General features: G+C 41.3%; 21 protein-coding genes. 10 read left to right on the top strand and 11 right to left on the bottom strand.

All coding sequences use genetic code 11. The features are described from left to right. Positions 1-880: 880 nt before the first annotated feature. From V7K42_RS22885 to V7K42_RS22845, 9 genes are all read right to left on the bottom strand, one after another. A complete protein-coding gene (locus V7K42_RS22885) occupies positions 881-2,209 on the bottom strand; it encodes an ATP-grasp domain-containing protein (RefSeq protein WP_334919585.1) in 1,329 nt (442 codons plus the stop codon). Between the two features lie 148 nt (positions 2,210-2,357). Beyond that, positions 2,358-3,737, bottom strand: coding sequence for an ATP-grasp enzyme (locus V7K42_RS22880; RefSeq protein ID WP_334919584.1), 1,380 nt, complete (start codon positions 3,735-3,737; stop codon positions 2,358-2,360). Positions 3,738-3,862: 125 nt separating this feature from the next. Then, a complete protein-coding gene (locus V7K42_RS22875) occupies positions 3,863-4,891 on the bottom strand; it encodes a D-alanine--D-alanine ligase family protein (protein ID WP_334919583.1) in 1,029 nt (342 codons plus the stop codon). 114 nt (positions 4,892-5,005) lie between these two features. Continuing rightward, complete coding sequence (locus V7K42_RS22870) at positions 5,006-5,839, bottom strand: O-methyltransferase (protein WP_334919582.1); 834 nt, start codon at positions 5,837-5,839, stop codon at positions 5,006-5,008. Between the two features lie 4 nt (positions 5,840-5,843). Beyond that, positions 5,844-7,073, bottom strand: coding sequence for a sedoheptulose 7-phosphate cyclase (locus tag V7K42_RS22865; RefSeq protein ID WP_334919581.1), 1,230 nt, complete (start codon positions 7,071-7,073; stop codon positions 5,844-5,846). 300 nt (positions 7,074-7,373) lie between these two features. Then, positions 7,374-7,550 carry a hypothetical protein gene (locus V7K42_RS22860; RefSeq protein WP_334919580.1) on the bottom strand — a complete coding sequence of 59 codons (177 nt, stop codon included), beginning with the start codon at positions 7,548-7,550 and terminating at the stop codon, positions 7,374-7,376. Positions 7,551-8,771: 1,221 nt separating this feature from the next. After that, positions 8,772-9,518: a phycoerythrobilin:ferredoxin oxidoreductase gene (locus tag V7K42_RS22855; protein WP_334919579.1), complete on the bottom strand. Its 747-nt coding sequence runs from the start codon at positions 9,516-9,518 to the stop codon at positions 8,772-8,774. A 61-nt stretch (positions 9,519-9,579) separates the two neighbouring features. Continuing rightward, positions 9,580-10,314, bottom strand: coding sequence for a 15,16-dihydrobiliverdin:ferredoxin oxidoreductase (locus V7K42_RS22850; protein ID WP_334919578.1), 735 nt, complete (start codon positions 10,312-10,314; stop codon positions 9,580-9,582). A gap of 165 nt (positions 10,315-10,479) precedes the next feature. Continuing rightward, on the bottom strand, positions 10,480-11,031 hold the full coding sequence (locus V7K42_RS22845; RefSeq protein WP_334919577.1) for a phycobiliprotein lyase: 552 nt from the start codon (positions 11,029-11,031) through the stop codon (positions 10,480-10,482). Positions 11,032-11,170: 139 nt separating this feature from the next. On the opposite strand from V7K42_RS22845, the gene V7K42_RS22840 reads away from it, so the two are divergent. After that, positions 11,171-12,010, top strand: coding sequence for a pentapeptide repeat-containing protein (locus V7K42_RS22840; RefSeq protein WP_334919576.1), 840 nt, complete (start codon positions 11,171-11,173; stop codon positions 12,008-12,010). A gap of 90 nt (positions 12,011-12,100) precedes the next feature. On the opposite strand, the gene V7K42_RS22835 is transcribed toward V7K42_RS22840, so the two are convergent. Next, complete coding sequence (locus V7K42_RS22835; RefSeq protein WP_334919575.1) at positions 12,101-12,301, bottom strand: hypothetical protein; 201 nt, start codon at positions 12,299-12,301, stop codon at positions 12,101-12,103. A gap of 149 nt (positions 12,302-12,450) precedes the next feature. Further along, a complete protein-coding gene (locus V7K42_RS22830; RefSeq protein WP_094330068.1) occupies positions 12,451-13,110 on the bottom strand; it encodes a HEAT repeat domain-containing protein in 660 nt (219 codons plus the stop codon). A gap of 100 nt (positions 13,111-13,210) precedes the next feature. Here V7K42_RS22830 and V7K42_RS22825 point away from each other — a divergent pair, with 100 nt between their 5' ends. The 9 genes from V7K42_RS22825 to V7K42_RS22785 form a co-directional block, all read left to right on the top strand. After that, the gene (locus V7K42_RS22825) at positions 13,211-13,792 is read left to right on the top strand and encodes a phycobilisome protein (protein ID WP_334919574.1); all 582 of its coding nucleotides are present in this window, start codon (positions 13,211-13,213) and stop codon (positions 13,790-13,792) included. A 621-nt stretch (positions 13,793-14,413) separates the two neighbouring features. Beyond that, positions 14,414-15,277 carry a phycobilisome linker polypeptide gene (locus tag V7K42_RS22820; RefSeq protein ID WP_334919573.1) on the top strand — a complete coding sequence of 288 codons (864 nt, stop codon included), beginning with the start codon at positions 14,414-14,416 and terminating at the stop codon, positions 15,275-15,277. A gap of 84 nt (positions 15,278-15,361) precedes the next feature. Continuing rightward, on the top strand, positions 15,362-15,496 hold the full coding sequence (locus V7K42_RS22815; protein WP_334919572.1) for a hypothetical protein: 135 nt from the start codon (positions 15,362-15,364) through the stop codon (positions 15,494-15,496). 126 nt (positions 15,497-15,622) lie between these two features. Continuing rightward, the gene (locus V7K42_RS22810; RefSeq protein ID WP_334919571.1) at positions 15,623-16,381 is read left to right on the top strand and encodes a phycobilisome rod-core linker polypeptide; all 759 of its coding nucleotides are present in this window, start codon (positions 15,623-15,625) and stop codon (positions 16,379-16,381) included. A gap of 405 nt (positions 16,382-16,786) precedes the next feature. After that, positions 16,787-17,323: a phycobiliprotein lyase gene (locus tag V7K42_RS22805; protein WP_334919570.1), complete on the top strand. Its 537-nt coding sequence runs from the start codon at positions 16,787-16,789 to the stop codon at positions 17,321-17,323. A 93-nt stretch (positions 17,324-17,416) separates the two neighbouring features. Further along, positions 17,417-18,043: a chromophore lyase CpcT/CpeT gene (locus tag V7K42_RS22800; protein WP_334919569.1), complete on the top strand. Its 627-nt coding sequence runs from the start codon at positions 17,417-17,419 to the stop codon at positions 18,041-18,043. After that, the gene (locus V7K42_RS22795) at positions 18,037-18,375 is read left to right on the top strand and encodes a CpeR family transcriptional regulator (RefSeq protein ID WP_334919568.1); all 339 of its coding nucleotides are present in this window, start codon (positions 18,037-18,039) and stop codon (positions 18,373-18,375) included. The genes V7K42_RS22800 and V7K42_RS22795 overlap by 7 nt, the downstream gene beginning before the upstream one ends. Positions 18,376-18,913: 538 nt before the next feature. Beyond that, positions 18,914-19,972: a phycobilisome rod-core linker polypeptide gene (locus V7K42_RS22790; RefSeq protein WP_334919567.1), complete on the top strand. Its 1,059-nt coding sequence runs from the start codon at positions 18,914-18,916 to the stop codon at positions 19,970-19,972. Between the two features lie 787 nt (positions 19,973-20,759). Then, positions 20,760-20,893: helix-turn-helix transcriptional regulator (locus V7K42_RS22785; protein WP_334919586.1), on the top strand; the 134-nt coding region annotated here is incomplete at its 3' end.

The following is a 20,893-nucleotide window of genomic DNA, read 5'->3' as shown; positions in this document are numbered from 1 at the left end:
GTCTACTGATTAGAGAATTAGGTGTTATAAAGTATTAAAACATATAAGTATTTCAGCGATCGCTCTTTGGAGAAAAACTTTTTGGTTTACTGGTTTTAGGTATTGCGTTCGGATCTTTAGAAATTCCCCTTTGCACCCTTGCCCTTCTGCCCCTCTGCAATCTTTACGCTGCATACTCTTCAGCTTAACTTAGTGCCATTCGGGTATGAACTCCTCTTAGGTTTCCCAAATTTTAACCCTTCTCTTCTATCTTTAGATATAAGACTTATATAGAGAAGTATGCTATCTTGCCATATCTACAGAAATATTTATGAAGCAATTAATACAAATAGAGGGCTAAAGCATGAGTTAGCAGCCTACCGCAGAAGACGTAAACCATTTTGAGCGGCCGCATCATGTCAATAAGCAAAGTATATTCTCAATAGAGTTAAAATTTATGTCATTACAGCAGAATTCAGAATTCAGGAGTCAGAATTCAGAATTAGAATAGCCTCTGTGCCTAGCTACCAGACCTACATACTGTACTTCACTAACCTGAAATCTGCTGTAACTCTCGCTTATGAGTCGCGCAAAAATAACTTGAACACTTTTGATTAGAAAACAAGGCTAATAGCTTATTCCAAATTAGATTTGTACAACTTATTTTTACATGATGCCTGATTGCGAAAAATTTAAGCGATCGCTTTGGGGTTTAAAAAATAATCAAACGCGAAAGGAAAGATTTTTTCGTTGGTTCTTAACCTTCGTTGCGATCGAGAGTAATTTAGATGCCTTTGCGTTGCGGGGGTTCCCCCCGTTGTAGCACCTGGCGCAACACAGAGGAATGAGGAGGAGAGAGTTGTTTCGTCAGTTTTTGAGTATTTTTTTATTTGAAAGTCCCTTACTCTATAAGCTCGCCCATATTAAAATCTATTCTTATCCAACCTTTGAGTCTTCTTAAGTTGTCGAGAATGAGTAAGGGAATCTGCCAGTGATGTACTATCAGGAAGGGTAAGGGATCGCTCACTTCAAAAATTGCTTCTTTCCCCCGCCTGATGTTTCTTACCCAGGTTTGCAGTTGCTTAAAATTTCTAATCTCATTTAGCCTCCAAACTTCGTGGTACAGCCAATAGGTAGGCTTACTATCAGCAAGAGGTTGCAAAGATTCAGCCAGAGGTTCTTCACCAAGATAGGCATCCGCTACTCCTGGATGATTGTAAAACATAGTAATGGCGGAGTGAGTCCGGGGGTTACACTCAATCGCGTAAACAGTTCCGTCTTCTGCCTCAATGAAGTCAAAGGAAAGTTGCCCGGTTTTTCCTAATTCTTTGGTAAAATGACTCGCCCATTGCAAAATTTCTACCCGATCGACATTTTCGTAGTTGACTTGAAAGGCAGATGACTCACAGCAGCAGTACATTCTTGACTCCCCATCTCGCGCGGTAGTGTGAGTGCAGTATTCCTTTCCAGGGATGAATTCCTGCATAATCCAGGGATTCTCCTCACTGATAGGCAGACTCTTGACAAACGCTGCTGTTTCTGATTGTGTATCGCAAGGTAGCTTAGTGAGATTCAAGCGACGTATTTGATCGTAGGGGATGCTTTTAAGAATGTATTTGCACTTCTCCTGAGAAAAGTCGAAGTTGAGGACTTGTTCGGGATCGGTAATTTTGAAGGATTTGGGGACAGATAAACCGAACGATCGCGCTGTTTCGGCAAAGGCAAATTTGTCATCCAGGCTCTTCGTGACATCAGCATCGAAGTGGAAAAATTCGCAAAAGTCTGGTAATGGGGGCTTACCGCGATCGTAGTGGATGACGGAAAAAATCGCTACCGGGATAAAAAAGTCGATCTTTTCTTTTTTGGCGATCGCGTGTAGGGTTTCAACGTAGCCCTCTAAGTCTTTGCTTGGATCGGGAACGGTATAAAAGCCTGCAACAGAGTTGGAATATTTGTTACCACTTGACCAGAATTTCTCAATGTCAATTATAATAACTCGATGTCCAGCAGCATGAAATGAACGCGCTAGCTGAAGCGTTTTAGTCATTCTCGCGCCAGCGATCAAGATATTTTTGGAATTCGGGTTAACAACAATTGACTTACTGAATGGTTGCTTAAGAAAGTTCCACAGTAGCGATGTTAAGACGATGATGCAGTTTAAGGGAAATGCTAACGCCAGTAATACAAGAGTGCCCAAGTTTTGGAACACTACAAAAATATACTTTTTCATAATTATAATTTTGACATGATAGTGGAATCAGTTCTTGGTGCATAGGAAGAGGTTAAGGAAATGCGATCCTGCTTTTGCTTCCTTTTTTTAACGATTTAATTCATTAAGTCTTCAAAGTTCGTAAGCAAGCCAATAAATAAGCTTACTATCACTTAGGGGTTGCAGAGATAGAGGTTTTATATTTTACGTCTTCTCCAAACTGGATGAGTTTCCCGATGCAAAAATCAATCCTCACCCAACTTCTTAAGGAGCGCAAACTATCGAGTAATAGTAAAGGAATGTACCAGTGATGCACCATTAAGAACGGTAGTGGATCGTTAACTTCAAATATTGCATCCTTTCCTCGCCAAATATTTTTAAACCACTTTTGCAATTGCTTTAACGATCTAATTTCATTAAGTCTCCAAAGTTCGTGGTAAAGCCAATAAGTAGGCTTACTATTACTCAGGGGTTGCAGAGGTTCAGTTGGAGGCTCTTTACTAAGATAGGCATCCGCTAAACCTGGATGGTTGTAATACATTGTAATTGCAGAGTGAGTCCGAGCATTGCACTCGATCGCATAAATCGTCCCATCTTCCGCCTGAATGAAGTCAAAAGATATTTGTCCAGTCAGTTGTAATTCTTTGACAAAATGACTCACCCACTCCTTAATTTTTGGGCGATCAACGTTTTCGTAATTGACTTGAAAAGCAGATGATTTGCAGCAGCAGTGTACTGTTAATTCACCATTTCTCACTGTACTGTGAGTACAGTATTCTGTTCCGGGAATAAACTCTTGCAATATCCAAGGGTTATCTTTACTAATTGGCTTACTTTTAACATGAAGCGCCATTTTTTCGTAAGACTCCATTGGTAGCTTGGTTAAATCCAAGCGTAAAACAGAGTCATAGACAATAGTTTTGAGAATATATTTGCGCTTTTCGTTGGCAAAATCGAATTTGAGAACTTGCTCTGGATCTGTAATTAGGAAGGTTTTCGGGACAGATAGCGAGAGTGAGCGGGCAATTTCTGCAAAGGTAAACTTGTTATCCAGCCTTTTCATCGTATCAGCATCGAAGTGAAAATTCTCGCAACAGCTTGATAACACTGGTTTGCCCTCGGAGTCAAAGTAGCTGGCAGCAAAAATGCCTACTGGTACAAAAAAGTCTATGTTTTCTTTTTTGGCGATCGCACGCACGGCTTGAGTATAGCCCTCTTTGTCTTCGTGTGAGTCAGGAACTGTATAAAAGCCAGCCACAGAGTTAGAAAATCGATAACCACTAAACCAGTATTTGTTGAGATCGAATAAAATGACTCGATGCCCAGCAGCATGAAACGATCGCGCTAGCTGAAGGGTTTTGGTCATTTTACCACCACCTATCAAAATATTTTTAGGATTCTCGTTCAAAACCACTTGCTTGGCATAGCTTCGGCTGAAAAAATTCCACAGCAGTAATGTAAGTACGAGAGTGCAATTAAAGGGAAATGCGATCGCCAGTAATGCAAGAGTACCCAAGTTTTGGAATATTGCAAAAATCTGCTCCCTCATAGTTGTAATTCTGACATGATATGTGCTTGGTTGACTCAAACAATTTACATTAGAGTTCTATTACTTGTCGCTAGCGAAGACTTTGTGCTATTCCAAGTCACAAGAAAGGTAATTATACTTGATTATCAGTTCATGCTCAACGCTTCATTGATTGCCGTCATAAATAACTCATTTAAAGGAATGCCCACTGCGTTCGCTGTAGAAGCAATCACCGCTTTGTGGTCAAAAATACAAAACAACCCGGCTTCTAAGAACCAAGGTTCTCCCTGTGGGTCGATTCGGAAGTCAAATAAACTATAGTGACGACAGCCCAAAGCCAAATGACATTTCTTAACTTCTTGCTGAACCTTTTGGGCGATCGGGTCATTAATATCTACAATCCAACCTGGAACATAATTTTTAGCAGTTGAAGCCAAGTCGCCCTCAATGGGTATTTTGAATTTGTCAGTATAGCCACGGATAGGTCTGTTTTGGGGGTCTATCTGATACTCCTCAGGGGGTAAACCGATTAGCTCCCCATCTTTGACAATAGCGCCGCATCTGACTTCTCGACCGGCTTCAATGAATGTTTCTACAATCACTTCATCCGCAAATTCAAATGCTTTCTTTAAGGCAGCGTCATACTCACTCTTTTCTTTGACTAAGGACACCCCTAAAGAGTTGTCAGCATTTGCAGGTTTGATGACTGCTGGAGGTGTAATTGTCGGAACGTCTCCTTGGCGGAGCAGTTCTCCACGAGGTACTTTCACCCCTGCTGCTGCGACAATTGCTTTAGTTTTGGCTTTGTGGGCCGTTATTGCCATGACATCTGGAGTATTACCTATGTAAGGGATCTTAAGTAGATCGAATAGGGCGCGGTAATGCGTCATTCCAGGGATACAAAACATTTGTGGCAACATCAGGTCAATGTTTTGCGCTGTTATAAACTGTATCGCATCCAACAGAGTCATCGGTTTAGCGACAGCTATATCTTCAGGACTGAGAGAGGAAGGAAATCGCCACTGGCGATCGGGTGTAATGTATGCAATCAGAAAGTCATAGAGCGATGGATTTGCTGTAGCTAACAGACAGCTTTGAGCGTAATTGCGTGACAACTCACAGTAAAAATCATTGTATGCAGATCCAACTAAATGAAGGATACGAAGTACTGGCATGATTCATCCTCCATTGATTTTGCCATAAGTCTTTGAAAGTAGGGAAAGATGAGAAAGCAAGGGAGGCAGGGAGAGAAAGAATTGTCCCCTTGTCCCCTTGCTTTTATCCCCCGATTACGCCATGCGTCTAATCAGAGTCACACCATCTCGGATGGGTAACAAAACTTGCTCTACACGAGGATCGGCGGCGACAACACGGTTAAATTGAGCGATCGCTTCACCATTGGCGGTGCGTTGTTCGGGTGGTAAGTAAACTTGTCCCTGCAACAAAGTATTATCCACGCAGATTAACCCATCAGGAGCCAGCAACTCACTATCTAAGATGATCTGGAAGTACTCTACATACTCCTTTTTATCGGCATCAATGAAGATTAAATCAAATGATTCTTTTCTTGCTGCCAGCTTGTGGAGTGTCTCTAAAGCAGGTGCTACTTCCACAACGATTTTGTTGCCGTGGGGAGATTCAGCAAAGCAATCTTGAGCAAATTGGGCTACATAGGAGTCAACCTCACAACCGATGAGTTGCCCATCGCTTGGTAGTGCCTCTGCCATTGCCAAGGCTGAATATCCTGTAAACATCCCTACTTCTAAGATGCGCTTTGCCTTGGTGATATGAACAAACATTTTTAATGTCTGTCCTTCCAGATGTCCTGACAGCATTTCTTGTTCTAGTTGGCGCACTGTTTCACCATCGCTGAAACGTTTACTCCAGTCTTCTTTACTGGTTCTTTGCGCCAATGCTGTCAAAGCACTCGATTCTGGAGTGGTGTAATCATCTAGATAGGGATCTAAACCCGCCGCTAATTCAACTCCCTGACGCAGAGAATCTAATATCTCTACAGGAATATTGCTCTCTTCTGCTAATTTCAGAGTTTGCTGTAGCTGCACTACTAAAATACTGTGTGGCGTTATCGGTCTAGCTGTTTCTCGTCCTAAAACACTAGTCATCTCTTCACACCCCTAGTAGCTTGGCTTCTTGAGTTTCAATGTAGGCATCAACGCCTTCACCGCCACGAGGGTATTCAGCACAAAGACCTTTATGTTCAGCTAAGGCAGCATCAAGTTCTTCACGAGTCAGATCGTTGGCAAAGAAGCATTCACCAATAGGCCGGGGCATAGCTGCGCGTTGTTTGCCGTCTCGTGTCAAGCTTATAGACTCGGTTGCATCCCATAATAAATCCCCATCTAGTAGAGGATGATCTAGTGATAGACCGATGCGACTCATCAAGTCTAAAATGCGATCGCGCTCCTCTGTTGGAATATAGCCTCGTTGTGCTGCTATGGTTGCAGATAAAGCCATATCTATATTGACAGCGTGACCATGATATAGGGGTACATGAGGCGCTAACTCTAGGGTAGGACTCCAAGTATGACCGTAGGCGATGACGCGATCGAGGTCGATTTCATGCAAGTTTGGAGTCTCTAACTCCAGCATGGTTTTGATTGCTTCGTAGTTGAGTTTATGAGCAATCTCTTGAAGTTCCGGTGTCCCATTCACTTGTCCAAAGTGAGTGGAAAGTAGTTCTTCGCCATATTCGTATAGCATTTCAAAGACTTCAGAGTTAGAAACCACAGCAATTTTTACTAACTCTGCCATCCCATTCCGAACTTGAGCCGTTGGCAAGGTTTTCAAAAAGGAGAAATCGAGGATAACTTTCAAAGGTGCATGATATGCTCCCAAGCGATTTTTTAACTTGCGATGATTAACTGCTACCTTAATCGCTACACCTGCATCGATTAAACCAATTAACGTTGTCGGAACCCGAATGAAGTTACTCTTGCGACGATAAGCAGCGCAAGCAAAGCCAGCTACATCAGTAATTAGACCACCACCAACGACTAAGACCGGTTCCTTACGAACTAAGCCAAAGTCTGAAAAAGCATCAATAATTTTCTCAAAGCTTTCAAGGGTTTTAGCTCGCTCTGTAATGATGATGGGAAATACTGTCAGATCGATGTCATAGTGTCTAAAATATGACTTGATCTGCTTTCCATAAAGTTCATAAACATTGGCATCAATAACAGTCAGACAGCGACCAAATTTAGCGTAGCTATCTGCTATTTCTCTGTTGTTAATATCAAATGCACCGTTCACATAGACAAGACTAAAATCAATCTTTTCGTAACCTTGCACGTGAAATGCAGTTTCTGTCGCTTCAAAGGATGCTTGAACCTTATTCATCTCTGTTGACCTTTATTGCAAAAAATTGGGATATTTTGGTACTAATTGTGATTTACCTAAATGCACGCCAGCAATAAATTATGCTTTTTATCTTTACTAGATAAAAGTCACTACAAAATTAGCTTTAAATAAAAAGCTAACAGTTATTACTGACTGGCAATGTTATTAAACAACGCCATTCATTTGAGTAAATTCTGTATGTGGGTTAACCTTTAATTCGGCATAACCTCCAAATAATCAACTAGTCCCACAGCAAGAATATTGGCATAATACTTGCCTGTTTCTTCCGGGATGTTGATTTCAAATTTGGGAATTCATCTTAATTAAGATTTGTTCCACAATATTTAAATCTAATGGCTTGCCAACTGTACGATCGTGCAAAACTTCTACCCTCGAAAACTGCTCATATCGTTGCTCTCCAACCTTCAATTTGAGATTAGAACCCTGATTAATCGTTAGTTCGCTGTTTGTTAGCATTAGTATCAAACCTTGTATCTTAAACTTTTTGCATTGTATTTGCTTCAGAATAACAGTAGAGTTTTAGGAAGTTTATCTACATTTTTATTTTTATTGACTCCACTATCTCCTATGTTTGTCTTTAGCAAATTTCCAACTATTAGACTGTGTAAAACTCCTACTTTTAGTAAACTACTGATATTGTCTATTAATTGTCTATCCCCAGGCTGACATTTTAGATTAGAATCCTGATTAATCTTCAGTTAACTATTTTTTAACATTAGTCTCAAACCATAAAACGGCTAAAAACAAAGGTCAATCAGTACACTCTATTCAGGGTGACAGTATGACTGATATTGAATTCAGTCAAGTTGATGCTCAGTATTCAATATACCTGATACATGCCTCGGTAACTCTTGAAAACTCAAGATTTAAAGATATCTGAGTTAAGTGTAACAAAACGTTAGCTTTGTTAAGGAACGGTTGTGTCTTAAAAACTTTCTAAGTTTGCTTGAATTGGCTTTCTAGCTATAAATTAGGTTCTTTTAGCTTGAACCAGCAAAAAGCTTCCTGATTGGTAACTTAAAAGTACAATACAAATCATAACATTATAAAGTATACAAATCATAACAGATTTAAATATATTTAAGTCAATCCACCATAGGAAGTGTACTGAGTGACCAAATATTTTTAATAAAGTATGTCTAAAGATTGATATTTTTTCCAGTAGTCTCCGTAGCACTTACTAGTAAAAAATATGCTCCGCCCTTAATGAAAACTTTCTCTTGCGAAAGCGTTACTCTGAATTTTTATCGATCGCTTACAAGAAGCTCTAAGTAATAGAACAGAAATATTTATACATTCAGTTTGAGACTGAATAAGGATTTCATGTCAAAATTTGTGTAATTAATTTTGTCTTATACCATTTCTATATGAAGACACATAGAAATAACCCCACCGCCTGCGGCCCCTCCCCAAAGCATCGGGGAGGTTGGGAGGGGTAAAAAGAATGTGCAGCTTTACAGAGAATTGGTATTAGCCTGTTCTACATTTAAATTGATTGCATAAGCTAGGCGGGTAATATCATGTCCGTTTAAGGACTATATCATGAAGACCGCAGTTCTTGCAGAGGGGCAGTTCTTGCAGAGGGGAAAGAACTTGGTATTTTATACTCTCCCCTGCTCCCCTGCTCCCCTGCTCCCCTGCTCCCCTGCGGTAATAAGTCTTTAATCGAACACGAGCTTAGTTGATGGCTGTTAATTTTCTCTCTAGGTCAAATAAGAAGCCGTGGATATACTCTTCAGTCCATTCAGCACCATAGAAGCGTTTAAACATCCCTCGTGCTGGGTCTTTTTCAGCCCGATATCGTAGGTATCGCAGTTGGGCTTGCTCAATCGCTACTAAATTTTGGGAATCTGTTACAGCTTCCGCTTGTTCTACGAAATCCAGATAAGCTTTTAAATAGTCTTTGAAAGCGGCAAACACCTGAGTTTCTACTACAGCCGTTTCTTGGGGACGAGTCCACAAAAAAGCGGGAGAGAAAAAAGGCTGTGCTTCTTCAGGGAAATCTCCTCCCCAAGATAGATGCTGCTGATGGGTATGGAAAATGGGCAGAATTGGTTCGGTATATTTTGCCTGATATGCTAGATCGTCACGAAATAGGGGCTGCATATCTAAAGCAATTAGGTGTCCTCCTGGCAACGTTACCAAATCCGCCCCAAAAAAGGGTAAATCGTAGTTGAGGCGAGGGAATATCACAAAATTCAGCACTTGCAGCGAATTCCCACCCTGGACATGAGCGGCACGAATTTGCCGTAATTTTGCGGTTTGAAAGGCGTAACTTGTGGTGACAACCTCTTCCTGATTTTTGCCCTTACCGACAACAGCGCTCTTGGACTCAAACCCAGTGGGGATGGGATAGGGTTGTAAGTCTAAGCGCGATCGCATGTAGGCGATCGCATAATCCAGAAATGGCTGATAAAGTGTCACGTCGCTTCGCTCCAATTCAAAATTCAAAATTCAAAATCAATAATCCCCAATCCCCAATCAGTTATCTTTTGCTTGCACTAACTGCTAAGGAAACAGCATCTTCAAATAAGAATTCATGGAGAAAGCGCTCCGACCATTCATGACCAAAGTAACTGCTAAACAAACCAGATGCTGGATCTCGGTCTGCACTATATTGGTCATAGTCTTTTTGAGCTTTAACAATCCGTTGGATATCTTCTGGATCTTGGAGTGGTTTTGCATCTGCTAGCATTTGCCAATACAAATTTAAATAATCTTGAAAAGCTTCAAAGACTCGCGTTGCAACTGTTTCAGGATCGGTTTTGGCAAATAATAGGTACTTAGAGAAATACTGATTGGCATCGTAAAACTTCATTTCTAAGTTTTGTGCCAAATCCGGGTATTTATTATGGAGAGATTGTAGCGGAACTATATATTTGTTTTGATAATCCTCATCCTGGAATAAAGGCTGAAAGTCAAGCACAATCAAGTTTTTGACTTTACCAAAGGATAAAAAATCAATCCCTAACAGAGGTAGATCGTAGTCATGGCTAGGATAAACTACACTGTTAAAAATTTGGGCGCTCTCTCCGGCATCAATATAGGTATAGCGAATTTTCCGCAACTCTTGAGATTGGTAACACCAACTGCGAATAGTTGCTGGGTTTCTGCCGCGATCGCTAACTTTGAATTCCAAACCAGGGGGAATGACCCTACTTTCTAAATCAAAGCGCTGAAATAGCTCTTTTTCTAAAAATTCCAGGAAAGGCTTATACATGGAGCATGATTTGTTAACCCTTGCATGAAAATAAATGATGTCAAACATGCACGTCTCATTTATGAGAAACAAAGCAACATTCCTTAATGGGGAATTGGAAAGAGGCAGAGGGGAAAGAGGTAATTTTCTATTCTCCCCCTTGCTCCCCTGCTTCTTCCCCACTCCCTACCTCGCATGATTCCGACCGATCATTTGCTCTAGCAGTTCTTGGGAAACACAACGACGCTCAGAACAATAAGTCATTAAGTTGATACCGTTCATCATCCGCACGGTACTAACTCTGACACGAAAATCATCCGTAACAAACCAACAACGTTCTTGACCTTGGTTATTGTCATAGTCAGTATCAATGGTCAGAACTCCATCATCGGCAAACTGATATCGGCTGACAACGGGAATACTCTCAACATAGCCTTGGTTGCGGATTAGTTTTCCAGAACGCCTCGTTTCATCGGGAACATCAACCAAAATGGCAGCATTATCTGTATTCGGTAGCCTGGTATCTAGGTTAGCCTGCCATGCAAAACTAGCAGCGCCTGTTGCTTTGCTTGGGTCTATCCCTTGGGCTTTACAGACTTCTTGGACTTTCGGATCGTTCTTTTCTATAACTTGAATAATCAAATTAGACTCCCCCGACTCATCGGCTGCTGAGTCAAAATGATGAACGGAGCGTTCCGTAAACCATGTACCCTCGCTTTTACGAAAAAAGTCGATCATTGACAAAGGTGCTATTAGATGCATCTGTTTTAAAACCTCTTTTATCAAATTTTGGCGTTCTTGAATACTGACTAATAAGATGAAGTCCCGATTTCGCTAAAGTGTAGAATAACTCCAAAAGTTATATTTTTATCAACTGATGACAAATAGTGAAATTCAACTTATTACAAGCGTTCGCCCAAGTCCACCTCCAGAAATCTTAAAAGCCCTCAAAGGTGGAATCCCTGTGGATTGGGTCGATTTGTACCAATTCAATCTCAGGGAAGTCGATTTCCAACAAGCTAACTTGAGTAAAGCCAAGTTACTCGGAGCCGATCTTAGGGAGGTAGTTTTGAGTAATGTCGATTTGAGTGGGGCAGATTTACGAGGCGCTAATCTGCAAGGAGCAGATTTGAGTGGGGCTAATTTGCAAGGAGCTTATTTAAATCGTGCTAACCTCCAACAAGCAAATCTCAGTGGCGCAAATTTAGAGGGAGCTAAATTGCAAGTAGCGCGTTATGATACACAAACGAAATGGCCCCAAGAATATAACTACAAAGCTTCGGGCGCGGTGGGGCCGGGTGCTAATCTTAATGGTGCTTTTCTCAATACAGCTTCTTTACGAGATGCAGATTTACAAGGTGCTAATCTGCGTGGAGCCTACTTGAGTGGTGCTGACTTGACGGGAGCAAATTTGCAAGGTGCAGCTTTAAGTGGCGCTGACCTGACAAAAGCTTATTTAACTGGGGCGTGCTTGCGGAATGCTCGATTGACAGGAGCCGATTTGCGGGATGCAGACCTACGAGCAACTGACCTCTATGACGCAGAGATGGAGCATCTTCAAAGTATTGCTGGGGCAGATTTTACTTTAGCCCAAGGACTCACAGAAGCAACTCAAGCTATGCTTAAAAGCCGTCCATATTCCGAACTCGACGCTTGGAACGCCTACACTCGCACAACAACTCGTGAGAGTTTGAGTGCTTTACCAATACAGGGCTGAGTTGTGAGTTATGAGTCATAAACAGGAGTTAAAAAGTAATTTCTAGATACTCAGCATGGGCTAAACCATAGCTATCCGCTAACAGCACTGTCATAAAGGCTGCCAGTTCTTTTTTAGGAGCGCTAAAAATGTAGCGTATCCTTCAGAAAAACCTGGCGGGTCGGGTAGAACATATTCTGGAAATTCTTTATACGATCGCCAGGGTTCCGAAGCATTATGCCGCAAATGTAAAGCAGATTCTGAGGAACCTGGTAGTCGCCAAGTCATTTGACCAGTTTGGATATCAGTCACAAATGCCTCCTCATCTCGAAAAAGTTGATCTTTTATTCCAGATTTTGGCAGATTACCCGGATATTTTGGTCAAATTTAAGGTATGGTAATGTATCGGCTATTGTTCAAATGAGTTCGATCGCAATATTCCGCACAAATCCACATCGCTATTAGGGCAACAAATCTTCTAAAGCAGCGCCGACAACTCGGTGTTCTTCATCCTTTCTGAGTTGGTTTAGGGCTGCTTTGGCTTCTGGCTCGTCAAATCGTTTGAGGGCATAGCTAACTCGGACGCGCATCCGCCAAGATTCATCATTCACTAACGTTAGTATTTGGGATAGTGCCGCACTGTGTTGGCTAGAATTAGCTAGTAAGCCGAGTCCATCAACAGAGGATTCCTGAACTGTGAAATCTTCATCTTTTAAACCCTGGACGCAGATATCAAATAGTTCTTCGGGACAATCCATTTCCGCGATCGCAGCTAAAATGCTTCGCTTAACTAGCCAGTGGTCATCCTGATAAAATGCCATAACTAGATGAGAAACTGCAACTCTGCCAAATAGCGATAAAGAATTTGCCGCTTCAGCTCGCACGTTGGGAGTATCATCAAACTTCATAATTTGCATCAAAGCAGCAAAGGATTCTGCTGATTGTTGATTACCCAAACCCCTAGCGACAAAAGAACGCACCAAAAATTCTGAGTCATGAAGTTTAGTCGTCAAGAGAGGAACTGCAACTTCTGATTCATAATCATTAAGAGCTGCGATCGCCTTCAAACGATAGTGAAAATCTGGGTTTTTCAGTTCAGTTTGGATTTGATGGATTTCCATAAGTGCATTTGGTAGAGCTATCTTTACTTTATTTTACAGATGTCAAAAAATGGCGATCGCATTTGGGAAGATTTAACTCAATGCCTAATGCCCTAAATCAATGACTCAATTAAACGAAACCGTCAAAGAATTAATAGTCAAAGCAAGAATTATCAGTTTTGCTAAGTGGGAACAGTCCCATTCAAAAGCAGCGATCGCCATATTCCAAGCTGCGGATGATGCTTTCCGTTATCTGAGCGATGAAGACTTGTCACAGATTACAACCTTATCACCCGATAATTCTGAGTTGATTCCTATTGCTCAATCGTTACGCGATCGCGCCACCGAAATTGTTGATGAAGCTAGAGAGCAGGTTTTAGCAACCTATCCTGAAATTATCCAGCCTGGAGGTGGTCTTTATCCGCCTGAACGCGCCCAAGCTTGCTGGCGAGATTTTTGGCATTTTCTCCGTTGTATTACCTATGGCATAGCAGGTGGACACACTGAGTATACGAATCCCACAGGACTGCACTATATGAACTTGCTCTATCAGGAATTACAAGTTCCATTAGATGCCATGCTCTTAGGCTTAAAAAGCATCAAGGCTGCTAGTTTGAAACCCCTTCCAGCCCATCAGCAGGAAACTCTTGCTCCCTATTTTGACCATTTGATCGGCCAACTAGCTACTTTCCAAATTCGATAAGGTTTCCAAATTCGATAAGGTTTCCAAATTCGATAAGGTTTCCAAATTCGATAAGGTTTATAGTAAGCGGCTCGATATGCTTACGAAAAGCCAATTTAATTAAATTTACATTAGGTAACATAGTTCGATTTATTCTTACCCACTTACCAAGATAAAGCTTCGTGACTCAACCCTATTAATACTCTTGCTCAAGGGAGGACAACAATATCATTACCTGTATCCCAATCGCAAATCAAATGCTAAAAACAATTTGAAATTTTTTTAATTAGTATTATCTAACTTAACAAATTTTAATAAATATGGTTTCAGCATCGTATCAAAATGTATAAAGGCATTAAAAATGTAAAAACTGAAATCATCAAGGCTAATCCCGGATTTCTCACCACATCTCGATTAAGCCTACGCTTGAGCAGAGGAGCAGAGGAGCAGGGGAGCAGAGGAGAGTTCAAATACTAAGTTCTTTCCCCTCTGCCCATCCTTGCCCTCAAACTTGTGAGAAATGCGGGAAATAAGGATTTAAAGTCTCCATGACCTCTCCTTGATCACAACGATGTAAAGTTTTTTAACATCTGCTGAATATCCTTCTCATAAAATTTAGTTGTTAACTGGGAGATAGTTTGAATGGCTTTTGGACCAGCATCACGATTAGGGGTCGCTCTGTTTGAAGATACCGATCCTATTGATCTGTGGCCAAGTCGCTCTAATGAGGAAGTTGAAGCCGTAATTCGAGCAGTTTATAAGCAAGTTCTAGGCAATGCTTATGTAATGGAGAGTGAACGGCTTTCCGTTCCTGAATCCCAACTCAAAGGGCGTGAAATTAGCGTTCGTGAGTTTGTGCGTCAAGTTGGGAAGTCGGAACTTTACCGTTCGCTGTTTTTTGATAGCACCCCCCGCTATCGGGCAATTGAATTAAATTTCAGACATTTTCTTGGTCGTGCGCCATTGGATCTAGAAGAAACGCGTACACACAGCACGATTCTGGATACAAAAGGTTTTGAAGCTGAGATTGATTCATATCTAGACAGCGACGAATACCAAGAGAACTTTGGGGAAAACATTGTGCCTTATATCAGGGGCTACAAAACCGAAGCTATCCAGAATTTGGTTCAATTTACCCATTTATTCCAATTAGTACGTGGTTCATCTAGCAGTAGCCTGAAAGGTGATTTAGCTGGTAAACAACCAAAATTGAATAGTCTGGTAATTCAAAGCACGCCTACCGCCGTGATTTCACCAGCCAGCAAAGGCGCTGCATTCCGCAAGCCAGTATCTACGCCTCGCACTCGTCAAGGTGTGGGAGCTAGTGAGGATGGTAAGGTATACCGAGTTGAAGTCACTGGTTATAAAGCAAATGTGGTAAATAACATTTCCAAGTTTCGCCGCAGCAACCAAGTCTTTTTCGTGCCATACAATCAACTTTCACAAGAGTATCAACGGATTCACAAGCAAGGCGGTGTGATTGCCAGCATTACTCCTGTCAACTAAAGAATCTATAAACTGAGCTTGGGAAAAAGGTGAGTATCACCAAGATTGTTTAAAGAAGAGAAATTGGGGATTAGGGATTAGGGATTGGGGAAGAATTTCCGCCTCAATCTCCAATCACTAATACCCGGTGTTGATGGTTCATCAAAGGCGATCGCTCATCTAGGGTTTACTCAATTCTGCCGTCAGTTGTCATATACGAAGATATTTAACGCACTTTAAAAAACTAAAGTTTTACAAATGCTAGTCAGTAGCAAAAATAACTGACAGCTGAGGCGAAAATCTACCTCCATCAGGGGGAGAATGCTCGAAAACTTCATTTAATTCACGTTTTAAGGAGATACTTTCATGTCACTTTGGGCTATTGATTCACCGAATGTTGAACTGCGTCCTAACACCAGCGAAAGCGAACTACAAACACTGATTAGAGCCGTTTACAAACAGGTTTTGGGAAATGCTCACTTGCTAGAAAGCGAGCGCCTAGCCTCTGCTGAATCGCAATTGCGCGATCGCAAAATCAGCGTCCGCGAATTCATCAACATCGTTGCAAAATCAGAACTCTATCAATCCCTGTTTTTCAGTTCTTCTTCTCAATATCGGTTTATCGAACTGAACTTTAAACACCTACTAGGTCGTCCTCCTGCCGATCAAGCAGAAATTTCCGAACACGTCCGGATCTACAACGAACAGGGCTACGATGCTGAAATCGAATCCTATATCGATAGCGAAGAGTATCAGCAAAATTTTGGTGATAACATTGTCCCTTACCCTCGCAGCACTAGCTCCCAAGTAGGGATTAAGAATGTTACCTTTAACCGCACCTTTACCTTACTCAGAGGAGTAGCTACCAGCGATAGCGATCGCAAAGCCAAACTGATCGGCGATTTAGGTTCAAACTTACCTACATCGATCAAGGCTCCTGCTGCTGGTTCTAGTGTAAACAGCACCAGCAAGCGCTTCTTGATTAAGGCAGTCAAAGGTTCAGCTAATCTCCGCACTCGTTTGGGCAACCTCGAATATATAGTTAACTACAACCAACTGTCTGGACAAGTGCAAAACATTCACAGAACGGGTGGCAAAATCATCAGCATCACTGAAGTTGCTTAGATTTGCCTAAGTACGGGGCTGAAAAAATCCACTTGGTTTAGTGATATTTTGCCCCGGAAGATACCCCAACCCCCCTTTTAAAGGGGGGCTTAATTCTCTCCTTTTTAACCCACATTTCTTACAAGCTAGAGGGGCAGAGGGGCAGAGGGGAAAGAACTTGGTATTTGACTCTCCCCTGCTCCCCTGCTCCCCTGCACAAGGTTTTGAGAGATGTGGTGAGAAATCCGGGTTAAGGAAGGTTAGGGAGGAGCAAGCCTTTTACCAAGGTATTGGAAGGAGGAGAATAATAACTCAAAACTCCCAAATGCAGCTGTGGTCAATGAAGCTAGTATATAAATTGGGAGAATAAATATTGAGCCAAGATATCCCTTGAATTCTAGGCTACTTTTTAAAATCACTTTTCTAATGGAAATTACTGAATTTTTTGAACTTTCAATTGGACGATGGCGATCGCAGCGTAGCGGTCATCATTTAGCATTCGCCCACTTTGAACAAGTACTGTCTGACATTAACATTGAGTCTCTATCCAGCAACGATCCGGCAGTACTAGCAATCTGTCAATTGTATGACACTGACCCCGCCACTATCACTCACCCTTTTCGGATGACTTGGGAGGGCGAGTCAGACTGGGACGATAAACCAATCTCTGGTAGTACCGTGCTGGTGCCAATTCCAGATAGAGAAAATCCTTCTAGAGGGAAACTCTTACGTGACAAAGGATACGCCGAAACAATCCCAGCAGTGGGTGAATATCACTTGAGTGACGATGGTATTTTTACCCTGCTGACAGCTTATGAACTCGCTGCTGCTGAAGAACGAATTTGGTTTGCTACCCCAAATCTGAGGTTTCGGGTAGCGACAATTAAAACCAGTGATGGGAAAGGCGTAACAACAGCTTCCTTTTCTTCAGAGATTCGCTCTTTGTCAAGTTCAACCAGTTAACAAATATTAGGTTAAAACATAACAAGGATACAAGCTCCTAAATTTCTTTTTGGGGATTGTTAATTTTGAATTTTCAATTCGGAGCGAAGCGACGTGACGATAGCGCCCAGTGAATCTAGCACCAACGCTAGCGATTTGCTCATTTTAGCCTCTTGGATAGCAGGAGATTTTAGCAACTACAAGCAATCTTTTGCAAATCCACAACTTTACGCCCACATTCACATTTTTTTCCGCCCTTTACCAATTGAATTTTTTTCTGCTATCGGTTTTTATTCAGAACAAGCCTATGACCACGATTTATGGACACCTTATCGCCAAGGAGTACATAGATTTGTTGATTGTGGCGATCGCATTTATATCGAAAATTACAGTTTGAAAGACCAGATGCTTTATGCAGGTGCTGCTCGTGAATTAGATATCCTCAAAACCATCACCCCAGAGAGCATTGAACGGCGTTATAACTGTTCAATGGTTTTCCAACGAGAGGGTGAAATGTTTCGGGGTAGTGTCGAGGGCAATCAATGTCTGATTAACCGCAATGGATGCCAAACATATCTTGTCAGCGAAGTAGAACTAACCGAGCATACTTGGAAAAGTCTAGATAAAGGTATGGATATTGAAACCCACCAACAAATATGGGGATCGACTGCTGGCCCTTTGCAGTTTGAAAAAAGGGAAAGTTTTGCTGATGAATTACTTGCAGTGAGAGCATTATGTTGATTCAGCTTGAATCTGTTAAATATAAAATGTTACCTCCAATAGCTGAAAAAAAGATGCGCTGCTGGATTCGCAGCCGCCACTTAATTTGTTCGGGTAACTTTTTTATATTCGAGACATTAGAATACACAACAATTGAAAGATTTTCTGAATGTGTTGCGTCTTTAGGAGGAACAGTAATATCCGTTGATTCCGTTAATAAAATTTGGATGGGCGATCATCGCCAAGTAATTTTATATCAGGCAAAAGCTAGTTTACATACCCCTCATCATACTTTGAAACAATACTGGATAAAATACGGTGGTTTCTACACTAGATTTGATGAGCGAGCTTGAGAATTATTTTCCTACGGAAATTATTCTGACATTTTGAATTTTAAATACTCCCCAAGGGGGTTGACGGCTAATTGTTAATGTTTAATTGCTAATTGTTTATTATAATTAGCTGTTACTTATTAACAGTTAGCCGTCTAAGTTTGTTAGAAAATGTAACTAAAAAAGTCCCCAAAACTTGATAAATTAATCCTGACTGTAAAGGGAATTAAAATTTGTTAGTGCTTATACTGATTACATCTAAGATTGCTTCAAAACTTGGGACTTAAGACAAGGTAAATTCGACGGCTCATATAGTAACCGCCTAATTAGCTTAAATATTGAAACCTCTAAGAGGTTTTACTACGCAAAACTATTCCTCTCCAAGTTGGAGAGAAACTTGAACATTAGTTCAAGGTAGGGAGAGGTTTGTCAAACTCATGTTAAGCCCTAAGTCTTACCAAGCTTTCTTTTATGCAGTCTCATAAAGAATTGGTATTAGCTTTACCATGTAACCATTAACAAATACTTAGCTCCCATTACCTTTAACAATTTAGATTTCTTGCGAACATCCTCAACTCAGCCATTAGTTCCTCCTACCTACATTAACCCCATGCAGACTTTCGTAGACGATCAAACCAGACGAAGCCAATATCAAGCCTTTCGCCAAGCAGAACCCATCGAACTGTGGAGTACTGCTTCACCTGATGACATTGAGATTGTAATTAGGGCAGCTTATCGGCAAGTGTTGGGTAATGCTTACATTATGGAAAGTGAACGGCCGATCGTTCCCGAATCCCAACTCAAGCAAGGTATAATTGATGTCCGTGAGTTTGTGCGTCAGGTTGCCAAATCAGAGTTGTATCGCTCCAGATTTTTTGATAACGTTTACCGCTACCGTGCTATTGAACTAAACTTCAAACACTTACTAGGACGCGCTCCCGATGATTATTCTGAGACGATATATCACAGCTATATTCTTGATGAGCAGGGTTTTGAGGCGGATATTGATTCTTATTTAGATAGCGATGAGTATTTAGATGCATTTGGGGAGAACATAGTGCCATATTACCGGGGCTACAAAACCCAGACGGGCAAAAAGATATTGGAATTTAGCAATATGTTGCAACTGCTGCGGAGCAATTCTAGTAGCGATAAGAACCTAGTAACCAATAATAAACCTCAACTGGTGCGATCGCTAATTAACAACACTCCTTACGGTAAACAGAAACCCACGGATGTGAGTGCAATACTTGCTGAAATATTCAAGCCAAAACCAGAAACTGCTGCTCCAGTTAATACATTGATTGCAGCTCGTACAGAAGCTGAACAAGGCTTGCAGCAAAAGATTAAAGAGCAAGAAAGCCAGATTGCAACTTTGCAACAACAACTAGCAGACTTAAGACCCTTTGCCAACATCGGGACAACAAAATTCAGTAGTAGTTGGCAGTCTTCCAGTTACGTAACCAGCACAGGTGAATATACATCTTTACAACAACAAGCTGACGCGCAAGCAAAACACATTGCAGCTTTACAAGAGCAAGTTGCTGATGCCCGACGTTCTGCCACAATTGGGGAAGCCCGATTGAATAAGTGGCGCAGTCGCGTTTTTAATGGTTAATTTCTTTACGAATCGCACCCCCGAACTCTATTCGGGGGAGTATGTCAACCCCTTCCCTGCGAGACGCTACGCGAACGGGGAATTCAAAATTCAAAATTCAAAATTACAATCCCCATAAATAAATTTATGGGGATTGTAAGAATGGCACAAAGTTAAGCTGAAGGGTATGCAGCGTAAGGATTGCAGGGGGGCAGGGGCGCAGAGAGGAATTTCTAAATATCCGAACGCAATATTTAAAACTTCTTCTTTCTCCCCTGCTCTTTTGCTCCTCTGCACCCCTACACCTCTGCACCCAAGAGCCTCAACGATTTTCCCTTTACAAGCGTGCCATTCGGGCTTGAAACAAGGATGTAGTATTTCTTGCGCTGCGCTATCGAAATACATTTTAAAGCTTTCTCCATAAATAAATTCAGGGGCTTGTATCCTTTGCGTTTTTGGTTAATCTTCTATCAAGCATCAAATCTAAAACTAATTTCCAAAACTGTATTCAATCCTACTTTTCACCAATAAAATTGGTATACTTTTTTTGCTAAACAAATGCCCTGTCTATTGGAAATTGGGGCTTTTTAGCGATAATCGCAACGAAAAAGCAACCACCCGCAAAAATAATTTGCGCTTGGCAAGTAAATTGGCAATTTCTGTGATAGTCTTTTTATATGGGGAATCAAGACAGCGAAAGTACAAAAACTCGTCAAAGAGAAATGATATAAACTCCTAGACCTCACTTTCGCCTTGGCAGATATAAGTTAAATCCGCTACGGCTTTTTGAAACTAAGAGACAAAGCCAATGAAGCAGGATAGTGACCTCCGTAATAACTTGAAGTCAATTAGAACTCGCTTAGGCATGAGCCAACAAGATTTGGCTAACATCGCTAGTGTGACTCGTCAGACTATTAGTGGTGTAGAGTCGGGACTATATGC

It is taken from the genome of Nostoc sp. (genome assembly GCF_036917455.1).
GTDB lineage: Bacteria > Cyanobacteriota > Cyanobacteriia > Cyanobacteriales > Nostocaceae > Nostoc.
This window is presented reverse-complemented; position numbering and strand designations above follow the sequence as displayed.

What these genes read in the sequence shown, in the direction of transcription:
- V7K42_RS22840 (WP_334919576.1), top strand. Translation starts at nt 11,171, where the DNA reads ATGACAAATAGTGAAATTCAACTTATTACAAGCGTTCGCCCAAGTCCA.
- V7K42_RS22875 (WP_334919583.1), bottom strand. Translation starts at nt 4,891, where the DNA reads ATGCCAGTACTTCGTATCCTTCATTTAGTTGGATCTGCATACAATGAT.
- V7K42_RS22810 (WP_334919571.1), top strand. Translation starts at nt 15,623, where the DNA reads ATGTCACTTTGGGCTATTGATTCACCGAATGTTGAACTGCGTCCTAAC.
- V7K42_RS22805 (WP_334919570.1), top strand. Translation starts at nt 16,787, where the DNA reads ATGGAAATTACTGAATTTTTTGAACTTTCAATTGGACGATGGCGATCG.
- V7K42_RS22850 (WP_334919578.1), bottom strand. Translation starts at nt 10,314, where the DNA reads ATGTATAAGCCTTTCCTGGAATTTTTAGAAAAAGAGCTATTTCAGCGC.
- V7K42_RS22795 (WP_334919568.1), top strand. Translation starts at nt 18,037, where the DNA reads ATGTTGATTCAGCTTGAATCTGTTAAATATAAAATGTTACCTCCAATA.
- V7K42_RS22870 (WP_334919582.1), bottom strand. Translation starts at nt 5,839, where the DNA reads ATGACTAGTGTTTTAGGACGAGAAACAGCTAGACCGATAACGCCACAC.
- V7K42_RS22830 (WP_094330068.1), bottom strand. Translation starts at nt 13,110, where the DNA reads ATGGAAATCCATCAAATCCAAACTGAACTGAAAAACCCAGATTTTCAC.
- V7K42_RS22825 (WP_334919574.1), top strand. Translation starts at nt 13,211, where the DNA reads ATGACTCAATTAAACGAAACCGTCAAAGAATTAATAGTCAAAGCAAGA.
- V7K42_RS22820 (WP_334919573.1), top strand. Translation starts at nt 14,414, where the DNA reads ATGGCTTTTGGACCAGCATCACGATTAGGGGTCGCTCTGTTTGAAGAT.
- V7K42_RS22885 (WP_334919585.1), bottom strand. Translation starts at nt 2,209, where the DNA reads ATGAAAAAGTATATTTTTGTAGTGTTCCAAAACTTGGGCACTCTTGTA.
- V7K42_RS22865 (WP_334919581.1), bottom strand. Translation starts at nt 7,073, where the DNA reads ATGAATAAGGTTCAAGCATCCTTTGAAGCGACAGAAACTGCATTTCAC.
- V7K42_RS22880 (WP_334919584.1), bottom strand. Translation starts at nt 3,737, where the DNA reads ATGAGGGAGCAGATTTTTGCAATATTCCAAAACTTGGGTACTCTTGCA.
- V7K42_RS22845 (WP_334919577.1), bottom strand. Translation starts at nt 11,031, where the DNA reads ATGATCGACTTTTTTCGTAAAAGCGAGGGTACATGGTTTACGGAACGC.
- V7K42_RS22860 (WP_334919580.1), bottom strand. Translation starts at nt 7,550, where the DNA reads ATGCTAACAAACAGCGAACTAACGATTAATCAGGGTTCTAATCTCAAA.